Source organism: Micromonospora globbae (genome assembly GCF_003610785.1).
Classification (GTDB): domain Bacteria; phylum Actinomycetota; class Actinomycetes; order Mycobacteriales; family Micromonosporaceae; genus Micromonospora; species Micromonospora globbae.
This window is the reverse complement of record NZ_RAQQ01000009.1, coordinates 117,067-136,322: the sequence shown is the minus strand read 5'-3', so window position 1 is coordinate 136,322 and position 19,256 is coordinate 117,067. Positions and strand designations below refer to the sequence as shown.

The window sequence follows — 19,256 nt, the reverse complement described above, 5'->3', positions numbered from 1 at the left end:
GCCGCGCCGGCTCGGACAGGGCGAGGGGCGGGCGGCCGGTGACCGGCCACCCGCCCCTCGCGTTCGGTGGGTGTCAGAGAACGCCCAGGTCGCGGGCCGCCTTCCGGCGGCTGTCCATGGCGACGGTACGGGCGGATCGGGCTGCCTCAGTGCGCGTGGTGGTGCCGGCCTGAGGCCGGCGCATTCGGGCCCGGGACAACGCTTCGTGAAGTAGTTGCATTTCTACGGCTCCGTTCGGGACGTGCAGCATCGTGGTCTCATTCGTCACCGGTGCGACACCGGCGTAGCTGGATCGGATCGGGTTCATGTCAGGCCACCAGCCGAACCGCGTTGCGCCCCTGGGACAGCCCACTGGCCGCCAGGCGCGCCTCGGCCTCGACCCGGAGCGCCGCGTCGCGGGCGACGTCCTCCTTGCGCGGGCGGCCACGGGGCCGCTTGCGCGGGACGACCGCGCCACGCTCGAAGATCTCGCCGCCCCAGACGCCCCAGGGCTCGGACCGCTCGACCGCACCGGCCAGGCACTCGACGCGCAGCGGGCAGTCCCCGCAGAGCGACTTGGCCAGCTCCAGCTCGGTGGGCGAGTCGGAGAACCACAGGTCGGGGTCGAACTTCCGGCAGGGCAGGTTCGCCTCGACCTCGACGTTCACGTCGAGCGAGGCCAACGCCAGACTCATCGCCCGGTCACCTCTCTCTCACTTCGATCTCGTGGATCGCTACTTCCGACTACTTCGGGCGGGACAAAAACTGAGGCCGCGGATCCCGGTATGCGGGTTCCGCGGCCTCGAGGTGAGCCGGTCGGTCTGGTGATCAGACCGGTCTACCTCGAGGTGGAACGCCGCGGACGTCCATGCGCTTCTTGGCGCCATCGACGTCCATGCCCGTGAAGCCACTGGTCCCCCGGAGCCCGTTCGGCGCGGCGGCGAGGATCAGCTCGGCCTGAGCCTCGACCTGGTGCACCTGCGGAACCGACGGTCGCGTAGCCGCGAGGGCCACCCGGACAGTCGACAGCGGAGCGACGGCAGCAGGCAGCGCCGCCGGACGCTCGTAGGTGAAGATCTCCATTGGTGCCACCTCCCTCGGTGCTCCTCGAATCGGCTGGGCCTACCCCTCGTGAGCAGCCCGAATGGCGCCGCTCGCGAGGTGTGCCATGAGGCTATTCCTCGCCGGGCCGCGAGGGCAAACGAATTTACGGCTCGATTTCGAAAGTTTTCTGCGAGCAGACGGCCTCGACCGTCGCTCCTTCCACCAGCGCCAGCACCGACTCGCCGTAGAGGCCCAGCTTGCGGGGGCCGATCCCGGCGATCGCGATCAGTTCCTCGGGCCGGCGCGGCCGCCGCTCGGCCAGGGCCGTCAGCGTGGCGTCGGTGAAGACCACGTAGGCGGGGACGCGCTGCGCCTCGGCCACCCGCCGCCGCCACTCCCGCAGCCGCTCGTGCAGCTCCTCGTCGATGTCGGACGGGCAGGTCGCGCACCGGCCGAGCTTGCGCTCCGGGCCCGCGAGCAGCGTCGCGCCGCAGATCCGGCAGGAGACGACCTGCGTGCGGCGCCGCTCCGGCCGGGTTCCGGGGACCGTGCCGCGGGCCCGCTCGCCACCGCCACCGCGGTCGAGCTGGGGCAGGAAGCGGGACGGCCGCCGGGCCCGCCCGCCCGGCGAGCGGGCCACCGCGTACGACAGCCAGAGCCACTCCCGCGCCCGGGTGATCCCCACGTAGAGCAGCCGGCGCTCCTCCTCCACCTGCTCGGCCGTCCGGGCGTACGTGGTGGGCAGGGTGCCCTCGGAGAGCCCGACGAGGAACACGGCGTCCCACTCCAGGCCCTTGGCCGAGTGCAGTGAGGCGAGGGTCACCCCCTCCACCGTCGGCGCGTGCTGCTGGCTCGCCCGCCGGTGCAGCTCCTCGGTGAAGTCGGCCAGGGTCACCGGGCGTTCGACGGACGCCGCCTCCCCGATCGGCAGCACGGCGGGCGCGGCGGCGTACTCCTCGGCGAGCTGCACGAGGGCGGCGAGCGCCTCCCAGCGTTCCCGGGCGGCGCCCCCGGCCGGCGGCGCGTCCGGCGCCCAGCCGACGGCGGCGAGCGCCTCGACCACGGCGGCGGGCAGTGGCGTCTCCCCGGGGATGGAGCGGGTGGCGGCGCGCAGGGCGACCATCGCCTGCCGCACCTCGGCCCGCTCGAAGAACCGCTCCGCGCCCTGCACCACGTACGGCACCTCGGCCTCGGTGAGCGCCTTCTCGTACGCCTCCGACTGGGCGTTGGTGCGGAACAGCACGGCGATCTCGCGAGCCGGCGTGCCGGCGTCGATGAGGGCGCGGGCCCGGGCGGCGACGGCGCTGGCCTCGGCCGGCTCGTCGGTGAAGATCCGCAGCTCCGGCTCCGGGCCGGGCGGACGCTGCCCCCGCAGTTCCAGCCGCAGCCGGGCCTCGGTGCCCCGGGCCTGCGAGATCACCGCGTTGGCGAGCCCGACGACCTGCGGCGTGGACCGGTAGTCGCGGACGAGCCGGACCACCACGGCGTCCCGGTAGCGGCGGGGGAAGTCGATGAGGTACGACGAGGTGGCCCCCGTGAAGGAGTAGATGGTCTGGCTGGCGTCGCCGACCACCGTGAGGTCGTCCCGGCCGCCGAGCCACGCGTCCAGAAGGCGTTGCTGCAACGGGTTGACGTCCTGGTACTCGTCGACCACGAAGTGCCGGTACTGCGCCCGCACCTGCTCGGCGACGTCGGCGTGCTCCTCGATCCCCCAGACGGCGGCGCGCAGCATGTCCTCGAAGTCGATCACCCCGTTGCCGCGCTTGAGGCGCTCGTACGCCGCGAAGACCTCGGCGACCTTCGCGGGCTCGTGCGGCGTCTCCCGCAGCGCCTTGGCCGCCGCCACCACGTACTCCCCCGGTTCGACGAGGGACGACTTGGCCCACTCGATCTCACCGGCGAGGTCGCGGGCGGCGGCGCGGTCGGCGCGCAGGCCGACCCGGGCGGCGGCGAGCGTCACCAACCGGACCTTGCTGTCCAGCAGCTCGGGCATGGCCCGACCGTCGAGGAGGCGGGGCGCGAAGTAGCGCACCTGGCGCAGGGCCGCGGCGTGGAAGGTGCGCGCCTGCACGCCGGGCACCCCGAGCGTGGTGAGCCGCGCCCGCATCTCGGCGGCGGCGCGGGCGGTGAAGGTGACGGCGAGCACGTGCCGGGCCGAGATCTCGCCGGTGAGCGCGCGGTGCGCGATCCGCGAGGTGATCGCCCGGGTCTTGCCGGTACCGGCGCCGGCGAGGATGCAGACCGGCCCGGCCGGCGCGGTCACCGCGGAGCGCTGCTCGGGATCCAGCCCGGCCAGCACCCGCTCCGCCCCTGAGTGAACCGCCACAGCCAGGAATTCTGGCAGCAACGCCGGACGTTGCAGCGGTTAGCCTCGGCTTGATCGGCAAGCCGCCGGGCGGAGCAGTGGGAGGACCTGACGATGCTGACGATGTATTCCACCTCGTGGTGCGGCTACTGCCACCGGCTCAAGTCGCAGCTGGACCGGGAGGGCATCGGGTACGAGGTGGTCGACATCGAGCAGGACCCGCAGGCCGCGGAGTTCGTCATGAGCGTCAACGGCGGCAACCAGACGGTGCCGACCCTGCGCTTCGACGACGGGAGCGCGCTCACCAATCCGTCGATCACGCAGGTCAAGCAGCACCTGGCCGCCATCGCCGCCGCCTGAGCACGCCACGAGAGGGTGGCCGTCCCGCCGGACGGCCACCCTCTCGGCGTCTGCGGCCGGCGGTCGTCATCGTCCGCGCTGCCGGCGTGCCGCCCCGACGACGTCGACGGGCCGGCGCGGCGCGGGGATCCGGGGGCGGCCGGGCGGTGTGAGGTGGCGCGCGCGCCAGAGGTACGCGCCCGCGAGCAGCGTGGCCACGCCAGTCAGCAGGAAGAGCAGGCGGTAGTCGAACGCGCCGACCAGCAGCGCGCCGACGGCGATCGAGAGCGCCTGCGGCCCGCTGACCACCGCCTCGGTGGCGGCCGCGACCCGGCCGAGCATCCGCGGCGGGGTGCGCCGCTGGACGAGCGTGTGCAGGCCGACCATGGTCAGCGGGATCGAGACGCCGGCCAGCAGCACCGCCGGCACGCCGAGCCGCAGGTCGGGGTAGGCGAGCGCCAGCGCCGCCGGCCCGAAGAACGCGACCCCGGCGGCGAGCGTGCCCACCTCGCCGAGACGCCGGACCGCGGTGGGCGAGCAGAGCCCGCCGACCAGGCCGCCGACGCCCTGCACGGTCACGAGCACCCCGACGAACGCGGCGTCGCGGCGGAGCCCCTGGTCGACGTACGCGAAGATCAGTGACTCGGTGAAGCCCATCACCAGCGACCCGAGACCGTAGCCGAGCACGGCCCGGCGCATCGCCGGCTCGCCGGCCAGGTGCCGGAGGCCGCTGCCGATGTCGGCCGGCCACCGCGGGCCCGGCCCGGTCGGTCGCGTCGCCCCGGTCCGCAGCGTGCCCACGACGGCGGCCGCGGCCAGGAACCCGAGCACGCCCACGGCGGCCAGCGCCGCGCCGCCGACGGCGGCGTAGAGCCCGGCGCCGGCGAGCGGACCGATCAGCCGCAGCCCCTGGCGTACGGTCTGCAGCACGCCGTTCGCGTCGGCGAGCAGCTCGACGGGCACCAGTTCCCGGATCAGCCCGCTGAGCGCGGCGCCCAGGGCCAGGTGCGAGAGCCCGTAGAGGGCCGCCACCGCGTAGACGATCCACACGTCGGCCCGGTCGCGCACCAGGAAGAGCGGGGCGAGCAGCACGGCGGTCACGAGGTTCGCCAGCACGAAGAACGGCCGGCGGGGGTGCCGGTCGACGAACCAGCCGACCAGCGGCGCGAGCGTCATCGGCGCGATGACGGCGAAGATCGTGGCGCCGGCGAGACCGTCGGAGCCGGTCAGGTCCTTGACCCAGATGGCGAGCGCGAGCAGGAGGATCGACTCCGCCGTCATGCTGGCCAGCAGCCCGCAGAAGAGCAGGCGGAACTCGGGGCGGCGCAGGACGGTGCGCATGGATCCTCCGGCTCGCGGCGGCCCGCCGGGCGGGCACGGTCTCGGGCGTGGTCGCGGTGGCCCGGCCTCGGCCGGCCGGCCGTGCCGATCTCTTTTCTGCAAGACACGCCCCCCACCGGACTGCCGACGCCGACCACGGCGTCCATACTGGCTGTGGGGGGCGAACTTCATACAGTTACCGTCGCGTCAGCGTCGGTCGACGGGAAAGAGGACACCCTTGCCTCCTGCCTCACCCAGCCCGATCCTGCGGCGCCGCAGGCTGGGCACCGAGTTGCGCCGGCTGCGCGAGGCCGCGGGCCTCACCGGGGACCAGGTCATCGAGCGGATCGGTTGGGCCTCCGCCTCGAAGCTGTCCCGCCTGGAGAACGGCCGCAGCCGACCGGATCCGGACGACGTGCGCACCCTGCTCGATCTCTACGGGGCCGACGAGGTGCTGCGCAAGGAGCTTCTCGGCATCACCTCCGAAGCCGGCGACATGCGGGGCTGGCTGAAGAACTTCCCCGTGATGACGCAGCAGCAGCGCAGCTGGGCCGAGCTCGAGGCGGGGTGCGCCGAGATCTCCGAGTACAACCCCGTGCTCGTGCCGGGGCTGCTGCAGACGCCCGGCTACGCCCGGATGCGGATCGTGTCGGCCCGACAGGTCGGCGAGCGCGCCGGCGACGCGGATCCGGCCGAGGAGCCGGAGACCGAGGTGAAGGCCCGACTGGCCCGGCAGTCGCTGCTCACGCGGGAGCCCGACGCGCCCCGCTACACGGCCGTGCTCGAAGAGGCGGCGCTCGGCCGGCGGGCCGGCCCGCCCGAGGTGCTCCACGAGCAGTTGGTGCAGCTCTGCGAGCTGGCGCTGCTGCCGAACGTCACCCTGCACGTGCTGCCGCGCGACACCCGCGTCGGCGACTGGTACCTCCCGCCGACCGCCTTCTCCCTCTACCGGTTCGCCGATCCGCTCGATCCGGAGACCGTCGCCATCGAAGGTGGCTTCACCGACGTCATGTCGACCGAGGCAAAAACCCTAAATCGCTATAAAGTGGTGTTCGAGTGGCTATGTACGGCGGCACTCTCCGCCTCGGACACCCTCTCCTGGCTGATCGAGGCGACGGGACGGCTGACCGGGGCGGGCGCTCCGTCCACAGTGGCGTACGGGCCGGCAACGGCGCCGGTTCAACGACGTCCACGTCCGGGGCGGCTGACGGAACGGTGATCCACGGGGGACCCTCCGTCGGGGCGTGCGGCGCCACTCGTCCCATCGGTGTGGTTCGAATGGAGCACGGAACCATGAACGAGATCCGCAACACAGTCCTCGCCCAGCACCTGGCGGACGCCCCGTGGCGCAAGAGCACCCGCAGTCAGACCTCGAACTGCGTCGAGGTCGCCCCGCTGGGCAGCGGCCCGGCCGCCGTCGCGCTGCGCGACAGCAAGGACCGCGGCGGCCCGGTGCTGCTGTTCGACCGGGCCGGCTGGCTCGGCTTCATCGCCGGCACGAAGCGGGGCCAGTTCGACGTGAACTGACCCCGGACACCGCAGGGGGCCGCCGGCACGCCGCCGGCGGCCCCGTCGTCTGTGGGCACCCCGGCGGCCCTGACCAGCCATCGACTGATCGGGCGACCTTCCGAACCGATAGTCGAGTTTCACTTGCTGGGACATTCACGGGGCGTAACATGACGAGTGAGTGGCGTGGAACTTGCACACCGACTCACCGGTCGCCGTTCACCCGGAGACGCCCATGCGGTTCCTGATCGTTCGCACCGACATCCGCGCCATGGCCGACGCGGAGATCGCCGCCGCCTGGGCCGGCGGCCACCGGCTGCGGGACGAGACGACCGCGCCCGAGCCGCGCCGGCAGGTCGTCCACGCCGAGGACCGCGATGCGGCGCTCCTGCTGGCCCGCGCCCTCGCCTCCGTCGGCGCGGTACGCGCAGGCCGACAACGGGTCAAGGTGCTGCCGCTCCACGACCACCGAACCTCCCGAGGGTCAGCCGCCACCTGAGAGACGTCCGTCGTGGCCGGACCGGCTCCCCCGCCGTGTTCCTCGCCCACCGACCACGACGGTCCGTGTTCCCGGCCCGTGGCCGCCGCGGCAACGACGGTCACGGGCCGGGACAGCACGTCGGCGGCGGACCGGGCGCGGCCGCGCCGCGGCGAACAAGCTCGGCACCGCCGCGTTGCGGGTCCGAGCCCGACCCCGCCGCGGCGGCCACGGGCCGGGACGCGACGAACCCGGCTCAGCGCCTCGCGTCGGCCCAGCCGTCGAGCCAGCGGTGGATGAGGAACAGGGCGATCGACGACGGCGGCGGCAGCACCAGCCGGGCGCCGCCCCCGACGTCCACGGTCCGCCCGGCGAGCGCCGCACCGATCTCCGCCCGGGTGAACCACCGGGCGTACGCGATCTCGGTGGGGTCGACCCGCACCGGGTGCTCCGGGTCGGCGGTGGCGAGGAAGCCGAGCATCAGCGAGCCGGGGAACGGCCAGGCCTGGCTCCCCACGTACGTGATCGTCTCGACCCCGACGTCGACCTCCTCGCGGACCTCGCGCAGCACGGCGGCCTCGGCCGACTCGCCCGGCTCGATGTATCCGGCCAGGCAGGAGAACCGCCGCTCCCCCGGCGTGCTCGGCCAGGCGGCGTTGTTGCCCAGCAGGCACCGCCCCTCCAGGCCCGCCACGCCGTCGTGCACGAGCACGATCATGGCCGGGTCGGTACGCGGCCAGACCCGCTCGCCGTTGCGGTCGATCCGGGACCAGCCCGCCTCGTCCATCTCGGTCGGCGCGCCCGTGGTCGAGGAGTAGATGTGCCGCAGATGCCAGTTGAGCAGCGCCAGAGCCGTCGTGAACAGCCCGGCGTCCCGGTCGGCGAGCAGGTGGCCCACGTCCCGGAGGCCGACCGCCCGGGTGCCGGGCAGCGCCGGGAGCGGGACGTCCACCGCGAAGACGGGCACCCCGTCGGGTTCGACCCCGAGGAACATGGCGCCGGCCTCGGAGCCCGGTGGCAGGTCGCCCGCGCCGAGCAGGACCAGCACCGGCGGGTTCGTGTCGCTACGCACCAGCGTGCGGCCCCCCGCCGTCGAGTCCAACACGAGCACCCGGGCCCGCAGCCACGCCTCGGCCAGCCACGCCGGGTCGGTGCGGCGGTGGGCGGCCCGGTCCAGCGTGGAGCGGGCCAGCGGTGGCGCCTGCTCTCCGCTCATACCGTTTCGACCGGGGTCAGCGCCGCGAGCGAGGGGGCGATCCGCTCGGCGTCACCGAGCACCACGGCGACCGCCTTCGCGGGCGCCAGGTAGCGCTCGGCCGCCTCGGCCACGTCCGTGACGGTGGCCTTCGCCAGCCGGGCCGCGTGCTCGGCCAGGAAGTCGAGGCGCAGCCCGTTGCCCGCGTACGCACTGACCAGCGCGGCCAGGCCGGCCTGGGTGGACATGCCGAGCTGGAGCGTGCCGAGCGCGTACTGGCGGGCCTGCTCCAGCTCCTCCTCCTTCGGCGCGAGCGACGCCAGGCGGCCCAGCTCGTACGTCGTCTCCAGCAGCGCCGGCGCGGTCACCTCGGTGGCCACCTCGGCGGCGGCGACCAGCACCGACCCGGCCACCGAGTGCTCGATGAGCGAGTGCGGCCCGTACGTGTAGCCCTTGTCCTCGCGGATGTTCTCCACCCAGCGGGAGGAGAAGTAGCCGCCGAAGATCAGGTTGGCCAGTTGCAGCGCCGCGTGGTCGGGATGGGTCCGGGGCACCGCCGGCAGCGCGATCCGCAGCGACGACTGGACCGACCCCGGCCGGTCCACGAGCAGCAGCGGGCCCGGCTCCAGCGGCGGGGCGGGCGGCAGGTCGACGGGCTGCCCGTCGCCCTTCCAGCCGGACAGCGCCTGCTCGGCGGCGTCCAGCACCCGCTCGGGGTGCACGTCGCCGACCAGCACGAGCACCGCCCCGGCCGGGTGCACCCGCTCGGCGTGCAGCCGGCGCAGCACCGGCGGTCGCACGGCGCGCACGTGGTCGGGCTCCGGGGTCTGCACCGCGTACGGGTGCCGGCCGTAGATCCGCTTGAGCAGCGCGGTGCGCGCCAGGTGGGCGGGCTGGCTCTGGGCGACCTGGATCCGGTCGATGAGCCGGTCCCGTTCGGTCGCCACCCAGTCGGCGGGATAGACGGCGCCGGTCAGCACGTCGGCGAGCAGCTCCAACATCCGGCCCAGGCCACTCACGAGGCTCGCCCCCGTGAGCATGAGCCGGTCCGGGTCGATGCCGGCGGCGAGGCCCCCGCCGACCTTCTGCAGCTCGGCGGCGATCTGCGTGGCGGTGTGGGTCTCGGTGCCGGACAGGATGGTCTGCGCCAGCATGGCCCCGCGGGCCAGGTGGGCACGCCCGAAGGGCACCCAGAGCCGCAGCTCGACCAGCGGCACGGCCGGCCGCCGTACCGCGATGACCGTGAGGCCGTTGCCCAGCGTCCGCTCCGCCTGCTTCGGCAGCTTGAGCTTGCGGGTCGGGCCGAGCGGCGGCAGGCTCCGCGGCCCGGGCTCCACGGTTGCCGTCACCGTTCCTCCTTCGTTCGCGGCGCTCGCCGACCCGCTCACCGGGCCCCTCCCGCGATGACCTCGATGGACGCCCGGCGCTCGGGCCGCAACATGGCCGCCGCTTCGCGTACCTGTTCCTCGGTGACCTCGCCGACCAGCCGCGGCAGGTCGTTGAGCAGGCCCGGCTCGCCGCGCTGCTGTTCGAGCACCGCCATCCGCAGGGCCCGGCCGAGCACCGCGTCGGTGTCCCGCAGCAAGTGGGTCGCCATCCTGGCCTGGGTGCGGGCCAGCTCGCCGTCGGTGAGCCCGTCGGTGGCCAACCGGTCCAGTTCCTCGTCGACGGTGCGCAGCACCTTGTCCACGTCACCACCGGGCGGCAGGTGGGCCTGGAGGAGCAGCGCCGTCGGGTCGCGGACGTCGAACGGGTCGCCCATGAAACCGAGGTAGCCGCCCAGGCTCGTGACGGTCCGGTCCCGCTGCACCAGCCGCTCGACCAGTCGCGAGGCGTCGCCGTCGGTGAGGACCTCGGCCAGGACCACGTACGGCAGGTAGCCGGCGAAGTCGGTGATCGGGTCCGGGACGCGCCAGGCGCTGGCCACGGCCGGCAACGGCGCGAGCTTGTCGGCGTACGAGGTGCGCCGCTCGGCGGTGAGGTCGGGCTCGGCGAAGTCGGGGCGCCGCGGCGCGGGCCGGGCCGGCACGTCACCGAAGTGCCGCTCGATCAGGGCGGTCGCCTCGGTCACGTCGATGTCGCCGCTGACCGCGAGCACCGCGTTGCCGCTGGCGTAGTAGCGCTGGAAGAAATCGGCCGCGTCGGCGACGGTCGCGGACTCCAGGTCGTCGAAGGAGCCGTAGCCGTCGTGCGCGTTCGGGAACGTGTCGAACATGACCGGTGGCAGGGTCAGCCACGGGAACCCGCCGTACGGCCGGTTGAGGACGTTGACCCGGATCTCCTCCTTGACCACGTCCACCTGGTTGCGCAGGTTCTCCTCGGTGAGGCGAGGGCCGCGCATCCGGTCGGCCTCGAGGAAGAGCGCGCGCTCCAGGGCGTTGCTCGGGAGCGTCTCGAAGTAGTCGGTGTAGTCCAGGTGGGTCGAGCCGTTGAAGGTGCCCCCGGCCCCCTGCACGTGCCGGAAGTGGGCCAGCTTCTCCAGGTTCTCCGAGCCCTGGAACATCAGGTGCTCGAAGAGGTGGGCGAAGCCCGTCCGCCCCTCCGGCTCGGAACGGATGCCGACGTCGTAGACGACCGCGACCCCGATGACCGGGGCGCTGCGGTCCGGGGTGAGGACCACCCGCAGGCCGTTGTCGAGGGTGAACCGCTCGACCGGATACTTCGTCGCTGGAATTCTCGATCTCCGCGCCGCCACGGGAACGACCCTAGCGCGTCGGCACCTCCGCCACCCGCGACCTCCGCAGGCGCGGCCACCGGGCCGCCGGATCCGCGCGCCGGGTCGAGTGTCGAGGGGCGTGGTCGGGCCGATGCCCCGTCGGCCCGACCACGCCCACGCGCCGCCCCGGCCACGCCCACCCCTCACGGGCGTTGCGCCGTCTCGACGGCACGGCCACCGGTCGGCTCAGTGCGAGCCGCCCGGAGCGGAACCCGGATCGTCCGGGACGTGCATCTCCACCAGGCCGGCGGGAGCGGATCCCACCACGGCGGCGTGCCACGGCGTGAAGGCCGCGACCACGGCGAGCAGCAGGCCGACGACCGCCACCGCGAGCACGAGGAACAGCTCGCGCCCCGCGGTGCCGGGCCCGGCGTCGCCCGCCATGGTCACTCCCTCCGCGCCGGACCCCCCTGCCCGGCGTCGTCCCCCCGGGGCAGCATCGACCAGTCCGGTGCGCCGCGCAGTCGCCCACCCGACGGATCGGGTGCTGATTGACGACTCAACGCCGGGGACGCCAACGGTCCGCCCGGGCCCGGTCCCCGTCGCGGGGACCGGGCCGTCGACGGACCGGTCGTCACCGCGCCCGAGGGGCGCGGCGGCGGGTCATGCGGATCAGCCGAGGGTCAGAGCGGACGGATGTTCGCCGCCTGCGGGCCCTTCTGGCCCTGCGTCACCTCGAACTCGACCCGCTGGTTCTCGTCCAGCGACCGGTAGCCGGAGGTCTGGATCGCCGAGAAGTGGGCGAAGACGTCGGCGCCGCCGTCGTCCGGGGTGATGAACCCGAAGCCCTTGTCAGCGTTGAACCACTTGACCGTGCCAATTGCCATTTCGTCTCCCTGACGGAACGTCGGACCCGCACCTGCTGCGGGCCCGGGGTGGCCGCCCACGTCGCGCGTGGACCGCCTGTCGCTGCTGGTCGCCCCGTCCGGAGAACTCCGGACACAACAAAGAGCGCCTGGGGCCACAATCCCGCCAGGCGCACACAGAGTCTCTGGAAACCAAAACTGCAACGCGCCCAACGTATCACGGCCGGGCCGGGGCCGCAGGCCGATCCGCACCCTCGGGCACGGCGAGGATCAGCGCGGTGAGCCCGGCCTCGTCGAGCAGGTCCGCCGGCCGCACGGTCACACCGTCCCGCACGTAGTGGAACGCCGCCCCGACCCGGTCGACCGGCACGCCGGCCAGCTCCGCCCAGGCCAGCCGGTAGACGGCCAACTGCACGGCCGCCGCCTCCGCCGCCGGGCCGCTGGGCTGCGCGCCGGTCTTCCAGTCCACCACGTCGAACCGCCCGCCGGGGCGGGCGAACACGGCGTCCATCCGGCCCCGGACCACCACCCCGGCGATGACCGTGGCGAACGGGACCTCCACCTCCACCGGTACCCGCTCGGCCCACTCGCTGGCCAGGAACCGCTCCTGGAGCTCGGCGAGGGCCTCGTCCGGCGCGGCGTCCGCGTCGGCGGCGCCGGGCAGCTCGTCCACGTCGAGCAGGCGGTCGGCGCCGAAACGCTGCTCCAGCCAGGCGTGGAACGCCGTGCCGCGCCGGGCGTACGGGTTGGGCTCGCTGGGCAGCGGCCGGCGCAGCGTACGGGCCAGTGCGGCCGGGTCACGGCGCAACGCCACCAGCTGGGTGACGGTCAGCTGGCCGGGCAGCGCCACCTCGACCGCGCCGGAGGCGCGGGTCAGCTCGGCCCGCTCGGCCAGCAGCAGGTCGGCCTCCCAGCGCCAGCGCGCCACCTCCGGATCGTCGGCCACCGGGTCCGTACCCGGATCCTCCGCGGCGTCCCCGCCGCCGTCGGCCAGGAACCGGCGGACCATCGCGGCGGCCTCCGCCAGCGCCGGCCGGCGCGCGCCGAGCGGATCGGCCGGCCACTCCGCGCGCAGCACCACGTCGGTGGTCGGGTTGACCGCGTCCGGCGCGGGCTCGGGAACCCACACGTCGACCAGGTGCCCCGGCCCTCCGTCCAGGCAGGCGTCGTACACCTCCTGGAGGAAGACCGACGGACCGCGCGCACGCTTGGTCCCCTCCCCCCACCAGTAGCCGGAGCAGAGCAGCAACCGGCGCGGACGGGTCACCGCGACGTACGCCAGCCGCCGTTCCTCCCGCTCGTCGTGCGCCCGCCAGTCGTCGACGAAGTCCGTCAACGCCCGGGCGACCCCGCGCTGGTCGGTCACCTCGGTCAGGTCGAACCGGGGCAGCCCGTCGGCGTCGCCACGCAGCGGGAACGGCAGCACACCCAATCCACCCAGCCAGTGGTCGGAGTTGCGCACCGGGCCCGGCCAGACGCCCCGGCTGAGGCCGGCGACCGCCACCACGTCCCACTCCAGACCCTTCGCGGCGTGCGCGGTGAGCACCTGCACGGCGCCCTCGACCACCTCGACCTCGCCCGGGGCGAGACCGCGCTCCTCGTCCTCGGCGGCGGCGAGGTACGCGAGGAACGCCGAGAGCGTGGCCCCCGGCGTCTCCCCGCTGAACCGGGCGGCCACGTCGCCGAGCGCGTCCAGGTGCCCCCGGGCCAGGCCCGCGTCACCGGCGCCGTCGCGGCCGGCCCGGACCGCTACCTCCACGTCCAGGCCGATGGTCCGCTCGACGTCCGCGATCAGGTCCGGCAGGGACTGGTCCAGCCGGTAGCGGAGCAGCGCCAGCTCCTGGCCGTACGCGCGCAGCCGCGCGTACCCCTCGGCCGAGTACTGCTGCGCCGGGCCCAGGTCGGCCAGCGCCTCGACCAGCGTCGCCTCGTCCAGCCGGTCCGGGGTGATCTCCGGTGTGCCGTCCCCGGCCAGCTGCCGCCGCCCCGCGGCGATGGCCCGGGCGCGGCGGTGCAGGGCCACGAGGTCCCGCGGCCCGATCCGCCAGCGCGCCCCGGTGAGCAGCCGCAGCAGCGCCGCACCGTCGGTCGGGTCGGCCAGCACCCGCAGCGTGCAGACGACGTCCCGCACCTCCGGGGTGTCGAGCAGGCCGCCCAGGCCCACCACCTCGACGGGCAGACCGCGCTCGCGCAGCGCCGCCTCGATGGCCGGGATCTGGCTGCGTACCCGGACCAGCACGGCGGTGGTCGGCCGCTGGGCGACGGGGATGTGCTCGGGCAGCGCGTCGGGCATGCGGGCGGCACCGCGCCACGCCGCCAGCACGCTGTCGGCGATCCACGCCGCCTCGTCGGCGTACGTCTCCAGCAGCGCGCAGTGCACGGTGCCGCCGGCGGCCCCGCGCGGGCTGCGGTGCGGGATCGGGTCGCGCACGCTGAGCGCGGCGTGCAGCTCCGGCACCCGCGCGCCGGCGGCGCGCAGCGGAGTGGCGAGGGCGTTCGCCACGGCGAGGATCTCCGGACGGTTGCGCCAGCTCGTGGTGAGGCTGAGCGCGGGAGCGGGCGTGCCGTCGCGGCGGGCGAACACGGTGGGGAACCGGTCGAGCGTCCCCGCCGACGCGCCGCGCCAGCCGTAGATCGACTGGCACGGGTCACCGACGGCGGTCACCGGGTGTCCATCGCCGAAGAGGGCGGTGAGCAGCACCACCTGGGCGTGGCTGGTGTCCTGGTACTCGTCGAGCAGCACCACCCGGTACCGGTCCCGCTCGATCTCGCCGACCCCCGGGTGGTCCCGGGCCACGCGGGCGGCCCGGGCCAGCTGGTCGGCGAAGTCCATCGCCTCGAAGTCCTCCTTGCGCCGGGCGTACGCCCGCACCAGCGGCAGCAGCTTCAGGCGGGTCTGCTGGAGCTGGAGCGACCTCTTGACGTCCGCGTAGACGCGACCGGGGTGTGCCTGCACCTCCGCGAAGAACCGGCCGGTCCAGGCGGCCAGCTCGTCCGGGTCGACCAGGTGCTCGTCCAGCTCGCTGGCCAGCGCGAGAACGGCGTCCGTGATGGTGCTCGGCATCCGGTCCACCTCGGACATGTCGCCGTCGTAGTTGCGCACCAGCAGGTCGACGAGCTGCCAGCGGGACGCCTCGGTGAGCAGCCGGGTGGACGGCTCGTAGCCGGCGCGCAGCCCGTGCTCGGCGACGATCCGGCCCGCGTACGAGTGGTAGGTGGCGATCGTCGGGTCACCGGCGAGCGGGTCGTCCAGCGGATCCCGCTCCCGCCGGCCCAACCGGCGGATCAGCTGGTCGAGCCGCGTACGCACGCGGTGCGCCAGCTCACCGGCGGCCTTGCGGGTGAAGGTGAGCCCCAGCACCTGCTCGGGGCGGACGTACGAGTTCGCCACCAGCCAGACCACCCGGGCGGCCATCGTCTCCGTCTTGCCGGAACCGGCGCCCGCGACCACCAGCAACGGCTCCACCGGGGCGGCGATGATCGCCGCCTGCTCGCGGGTGGGCGCCGGCAGCCGGAGCAGCCGGGCCAGCTCGAACGGCGTGTACCGGGGTCCGGCGTCGGCCACCCGGGGTGCCGGGGCCGCGGCCCCGAACAGGGCGGGTTGGGTCACGGTCCCGTCCTAGTCCGCGACCTCGGGACGCGCAAGCTCGCGCCGGCCCGGCACGGCTCGGCGCGGCCCGCTCCCGCACCGCCGGGTCCGGGTCGGGCTCCGACGCGCGCCGCGGCCGTCCGGCCGTGTGCGGCGCTCACTCCCCGCGCTCCGGGCGCACGGCCGGCGGCTCGACGACCTGGCGGCCCTGCCCCGACACCGGGCAGCTGGTCCGCACCGGGCACACCCGGCACTTCGAGTTCGCGACGGCCGCGAAGGTGGCGGCGGCCATCGTGTCGGCGGTGCGGCGCACCAGGGCGGACGCCCACCCGGGCTCCGGCCCCTGCCCGGCCGGCGGCTGGCTCTGCTCCTTCGCGTCCTTCGCCGTGGTGCCGAGCTGCACCAGCGCGGCGCCGCCCGGCTCCTCGCCGAACTCGGCGAACGCGCCCGCCTCGACCGCCGCCTGGTACGCGCCGAGCTGCGGATGCTCGGCCAGGTCGCTGCCGGTCACCGCCGTGGACTTGCCCGTCTTCAGGTCGACCACCACCAGCCGCCCCTCCGCGTCGACCTCCAACCGGTCCACACGGCCGGTCAGCTCCACGGGCCGGTGCGGGTCGTCGAGACGTACGGCGAACTCGTGCTCGATCGCGAGCAGCCGGCGCGGGTTGCTGGCCAGCCAGCGCAGCAGCTTGTCGACCATCGCCTCGGCGCGTGCCCGCTCCGGGCCGGCCATCCACCGCGCCGCCAGCTCGATCGCGTCGAACCGGGCGGCCACGTAGTCCAGCAGCGCGCCCCGGTCGGCGCTGGCGTCCTCCGCGAGCATCGCGGCGGCGTGGACCAGGTTGCCGACCCCCTGCGCGGTGCTGGCCGGCGCGCTGCCGCCGTGCCGCTCCAGCAGCCAGCGCAGGCTGCACCGCAGGGCGCTCTCCATCGCCGAGGGGGTCACCCGGACCGGCTCCCCCTCGTCCACCAGTGGACGGTCGTCGGAGAGCGGCCGCAGCCCCCACCAGTCGTCCGGGTGCGCGCCGGGCACCCCGGCGGCGGCGAGCCGCGCCAGCTCCGCGGCCGCGGCCCGACGCCGGGCGTACGGCGCGGCCGGGTCGACCACGGCGGTCCGCAGCTCGGCGACGAGCGCCGGCAGCGTGAGCGCGCGCGGTGGCCGGGTGACCGGCAACGCACCGCGGGGCGGTGGCGCGTCCGCGTCGTCGTCGGCGGCCGGCGGATCGGTGCCGTCGGCGCCCGGACGCGGACCGGGCGGGGTGGGGGCGTCGGCACCCGGACCGGACGGGGTCGGGTCGTCGGCGCCGGGGCGCGGGCCCGCCGGCGTGGAGTCGTCCGGGCCGGGCGGGGTGGTGCCGTCACCGGGCGGCGTGGCCGGGCCCGCGGGCCCGAGTTCGTAGAGGAAGCGGCTCGGCTGCTCCTCATGGTCGTCGCCGCCCACCGAGGCCGACGCGACCGCGCTGACCAGCAGCCGCCGCCGGGCCCGGCTCACGGCGACGTGGAACAGCCGCCGCTCCTCGTCGAGCAGCGCCGACGTCTGCCCGACCACGGTGGCCCGCCCGTTCGCCCCGACGGCACGGCCGGCGAGCACGTCGACCAGCCGCTCCGAGCCGAGCAGGCTGCCGCGCAGCCGCAGATCGGGCCAGACGCCCTCCTGCACGCCCGCCACCGCGACGAGGTCCCACTCCAGGCCCTTGGCGGCGTGGGCGGTGAGCAGCCGCACGGCGTCACCCCGCTCGGCGGTCGGGGCGAGGGTGTCGGCCGGGAGTTCCTGCCCGAGCACGTGGTCGAGGAACACCTCGGTACGCGCGCCGGGCAGCCGGTCGGTGAACCGGGCCGCCGCGTCGAAGAGCACCATGACGGCGTCCAGGTCGCGGTCGGCCGCCTCCACCCGGCGCCGCCGCGCGAGATCGCCCTCGCCGGCCACCGGGCGGCCCCGCGTGATCGCTCCCGCCCACCGCTCGGCCAGGCCGCTGGCCTGCCACACCGCCCAGAGGACGTCCTCGGCGGTGGCGCCGGGCCGCGCGGCGGCCTCCCGGGCGGTGGCGAGCAGGCGGGCCACGGTCTGCGCCGGCTCGGCCCAGCGCCGGTCGATGCCGGCCAGCTCGGCCGGGTCGCGCAGCGCCTCCACGAGCAGCTCGCCGGAGGGTCGCCGGTCACCGGCGGCCAGCGCGAGGGCCCGCAGGCCCTGCCGCAGCCGCCGCTCGGCCAGCGGGTCGGCGCCGCCCAGCGGGGAGTGCAGCAGCGCGACGGCCGCCTCCTCGTCGAGCCGCGCCGGCTCCAGCGCGCACCGCAGCAGCAGGAGCAGCGGCGCCACGGCCGGTTGCAGGTGCAGGGGCAGGTCCTCACCGTGCACCACGGTCGGCACTCCGGCCGCGTGCAGCGCCCGCTGGAGGGTGGGCAGCTGGAGCGCGGTCGACCGGAGCAGCACGGCCATCTCCGACCAGGGGACGCCGTCCAGCAGGTGGGCCGCGCGCAGCGTGTGCGCCAACCAGGCCGCCTCGCTGGTCGCCGAGCGGAAGGTGTGCACCTCCACCGACCCGGGCGGCGCGTCGGGCAGCGGCCGCAGCCGCCGGTGCGCCGCCGGGCCGCGCAGTCGGCGCGCCACCCTTCCCGTCGCGGCCAGCAGACGGGGGCCCGCCCGGTAGGCGGTGGTGAGCAGCACCTGCGCCGCCGGCGCGCCCGAGGCCGTCCGGAAGCGGTGCGGGAAGGTCGTCACGCCGGCCGGGTCGGCGCCGCGGAAGGCGTACGTGGACGAGTCCGGATCGGCGAACGCCACCAGCGGCTTGCCCCCGCCCGCCACCACCGCGAGCAGGTCGAGCTGCGCCGGGTCGGTGTCGGCCAGCTCGTCGACGTACACGTACGCCAGCCGGCGCCGCTCCGCCGCGAGCAGCTCCTCGTCGTCGCGGAGCATCCCGGTGGCGGCCCGGACCAGCTCGGCCGGGTCGTACGCGATCGAGCCGCGGTTGCTCACGTCCCGCAGCGCCAGCACGGCCACGTACTCCCGCAGGAAGCGCGCGGCGGCCGGCCAGTCGGCACGGCCGAGCTTCTCGCCCAGCCGGGCCAGCTCGACGGGGCCCACCCCGCGTTCCGCGGCGCGCATCAGCAGGTCCCGCAGCTGGGCGGCGAAGGCCCGGGTACGCAGCGCGGGCCGCAGGTCCTCCGGCCAGCCGACCGGGTCGTCCCCCGGCTCCTCGCCCACCACGTCCAGCAGCTCGCGGATGATCAGATCCTGCTCGGGGCCGGTGAGCAGCCGGGGCGACGGCTCGCCCCGCTCGGCGGCCGCGCGACGCAGCAGCCCGAAGGCGTACGCCGGGAACGTGCGCACCAGCGGCTCGCGGAGCACCCGGTGACCGTCGCGCGCCACCCGGGCCTCGATCCGGTGGCGGAGCGCCTGGGCGCCCCGACGGCCGAACGTGAGCACCAGGATGCGCTCCGGGTCGACCCCCTCGGCCACCCGCGCGGCCACCGCCTCGACCAGCGTGCTGGTCTTGCCGGTGCCCGGCCCGCCGACCACCAGCATCGGCCCGTCGGTGTGCGCGATCACCTCGGCCTGCACGGGATCGGCCCGCCAGGTCGCGCCGGCGACCGGCCCGGGCGACGTGCCTCCCGGGCGCTCACCGGCTCCGGCGCCACTCCGCGCCGCGTCGCCCCGCGCAACCGCAGCGGCCGGCCCGGCCCCGTCGGTCAGCCCACCCGACGACCCGTCACCCGACCCCGAAGGCCGGCCGGACCCGTCGCCCGGCCCCGAAGGCCGGCCGGACCCGTCACCCGACCCCGAAGGCCGGCCGGACCCGTCGCTCGGCCCAGCGGGCCGGCTGACCTCCTCGGTCGGCCCCGCGGGCCGGCTGACCCCCTCGCCCGGCCCCGCGGGCCGGCTGACCTCCTCGGTCGGCCCCGCGGGCCGACGCACCAACCGGTACGCCTGCATCAGCCCATCCCACCACGCCCCTCCGACACCCCCCGCGCACCACCCCGC

General features: G+C 75.4%; 15 protein-coding genes. 4 read left to right on the top strand and 11 right to left on the bottom strand.

Annotated features, from left to right (window positions below; all coding sequences use genetic code 11):
* Positions 1-308: 308 nt before the first annotated feature.
* The 3 genes from D7I43_RS14490 to D7I43_RS14480 all read right to left on the bottom strand — a co-directional run bounded on the left by D7I43_RS14490 (position 309) and on the right by D7I43_RS14480 (position 3,349).
* Positions 309-674: a WhiB family transcriptional regulator gene (locus tag D7I43_RS14490; RefSeq protein ID WP_120329011.1), complete on the bottom strand. Its 366-nt coding sequence runs from the start codon at positions 672-674 to the stop codon at positions 309-311.
* A 133-nt stretch (positions 675-807) separates the two neighbouring features.
* Positions 808-1,062, bottom strand: coding sequence for a hypothetical protein (locus D7I43_RS14485; RefSeq protein WP_120329010.1), 255 nt, complete (start codon positions 1,060-1,062; stop codon positions 808-810).
* Between the two features lie 124 nt (positions 1,063-1,186).
* Complete coding sequence (locus D7I43_RS14480) at positions 1,187-3,349, bottom strand: ATP-dependent DNA helicase UvrD2 (protein ID WP_120329009.1); 2,163 nt, start codon at positions 3,347-3,349, stop codon at positions 1,187-1,189.
* 93 nt (positions 3,350-3,442) lie between these two features.
* On the opposite strand from D7I43_RS14480, the gene D7I43_RS14475 reads away from it, so the two are divergent.
* Entirely contained in the window at positions 3,443-3,688 is a 246-nt protein-coding gene (locus tag D7I43_RS14475; protein ID WP_120329008.1) for a mycoredoxin, read from the top strand.
* A gap of 66 nt (positions 3,689-3,754) precedes the next feature.
* Here D7I43_RS14475 and D7I43_RS14470 read toward each other — a convergent pair whose 3' ends face one another.
* Positions 3,755-5,008 (bottom strand): MFS transporter, encoded by a 1,254-nt coding sequence (locus D7I43_RS14470; RefSeq protein WP_240032959.1) that lies wholly within the window; start codon positions 5,006-5,008, stop codon positions 3,755-3,757.
* A 217-nt stretch (positions 5,009-5,225) separates the two neighbouring features.
* On the opposite strand from D7I43_RS14470, the gene D7I43_RS14465 reads away from it, so the two are divergent.
* The 3 genes from D7I43_RS14465 to D7I43_RS14455 all read left to right on the top strand — a co-directional run bounded on the left by D7I43_RS14465 (position 5,226) and on the right by D7I43_RS14455 (position 6,992).
* On the top strand, positions 5,226-6,206 hold the full coding sequence (locus tag D7I43_RS14465) for a helix-turn-helix domain-containing protein (RefSeq protein WP_120329006.1): 981 nt from the start codon (positions 5,226-5,228) through the stop codon (positions 6,204-6,206).
* Positions 6,207-6,280: 74 nt separating this feature from the next.
* Entirely contained in the window at positions 6,281-6,514 is a 234-nt protein-coding gene (locus tag D7I43_RS14460) for a DUF397 domain-containing protein (protein WP_120329005.1), read from the top strand.
* Between the two features lie 214 nt (positions 6,515-6,728).
* Positions 6,729-6,992 carry a hypothetical protein gene (locus D7I43_RS14455; protein WP_120329129.1) on the top strand — a complete coding sequence of 88 codons (264 nt, stop codon included), beginning with the start codon at positions 6,729-6,731 and terminating at the stop codon, positions 6,990-6,992.
* A 235-nt stretch (positions 6,993-7,227) separates the two neighbouring features.
* Here D7I43_RS14455 and nudC read toward each other — a convergent pair whose 3' ends face one another.
* The 7 genes from nudC to D7I43_RS14420 form a co-directional block, all read right to left on the bottom strand.
* A complete protein-coding gene (gene nudC, locus D7I43_RS14450; protein ID WP_120329004.1) occupies positions 7,228-8,187 on the bottom strand; it encodes an NAD(+) diphosphatase in 960 nt (319 codons plus the stop codon).
* The gene (locus tag D7I43_RS14445; protein ID WP_120329003.1) at positions 8,184-9,515 is read right to left on the bottom strand and encodes a M16 family metallopeptidase; all 1,332 of its coding nucleotides are present in this window, start codon (positions 9,513-9,515) and stop codon (positions 8,184-8,186) included. Before D7I43_RS14445 ends, nudC begins: the two co-directional genes overlap by 4 nt.
* Before the next feature lie 35 nt (positions 9,516-9,550).
* Complete coding sequence (locus D7I43_RS14440) at positions 9,551-10,861, bottom strand: M16 family metallopeptidase (protein ID WP_120329002.1); 1,311 nt, start codon at positions 10,859-10,861, stop codon at positions 9,551-9,553.
* Between the two features lie 207 nt (positions 10,862-11,068).
* Positions 11,069-11,266, bottom strand: a complete 198-nt coding sequence (locus tag D7I43_RS14435; protein WP_120329128.1) for a hypothetical protein — start codon at positions 11,264-11,266, stop codon at positions 11,069-11,071.
* A 239-nt stretch (positions 11,267-11,505) separates the two neighbouring features.
* On the bottom strand, positions 11,506-11,709 hold the full coding sequence (gene cspE / locus D7I43_RS14430; protein ID WP_120329001.1) for a transcription antiterminator/RNA stability regulator CspE: 204 nt from the start codon (positions 11,707-11,709) through the stop codon (positions 11,506-11,508).
* Between the two features lie 196 nt (positions 11,710-11,905).
* Positions 11,906-15,298 carry an ATP-dependent helicase gene (locus tag D7I43_RS14425; protein ID WP_120329000.1) on the bottom strand — a complete coding sequence of 1,131 codons (3,393 nt, stop codon included), beginning with the start codon at positions 15,296-15,298 and terminating at the stop codon, positions 11,906-11,908.
* Between the two features lie 136 nt (positions 15,299-15,434).
* Complete coding sequence (locus D7I43_RS14420) at positions 15,435-19,208, bottom strand: ATP-dependent helicase (protein WP_240032958.1); 3,774 nt, start codon at positions 19,206-19,208, stop codon at positions 15,435-15,437.
* Between the last annotated feature and the right edge of the window lie 48 nt (positions 19,209-19,256).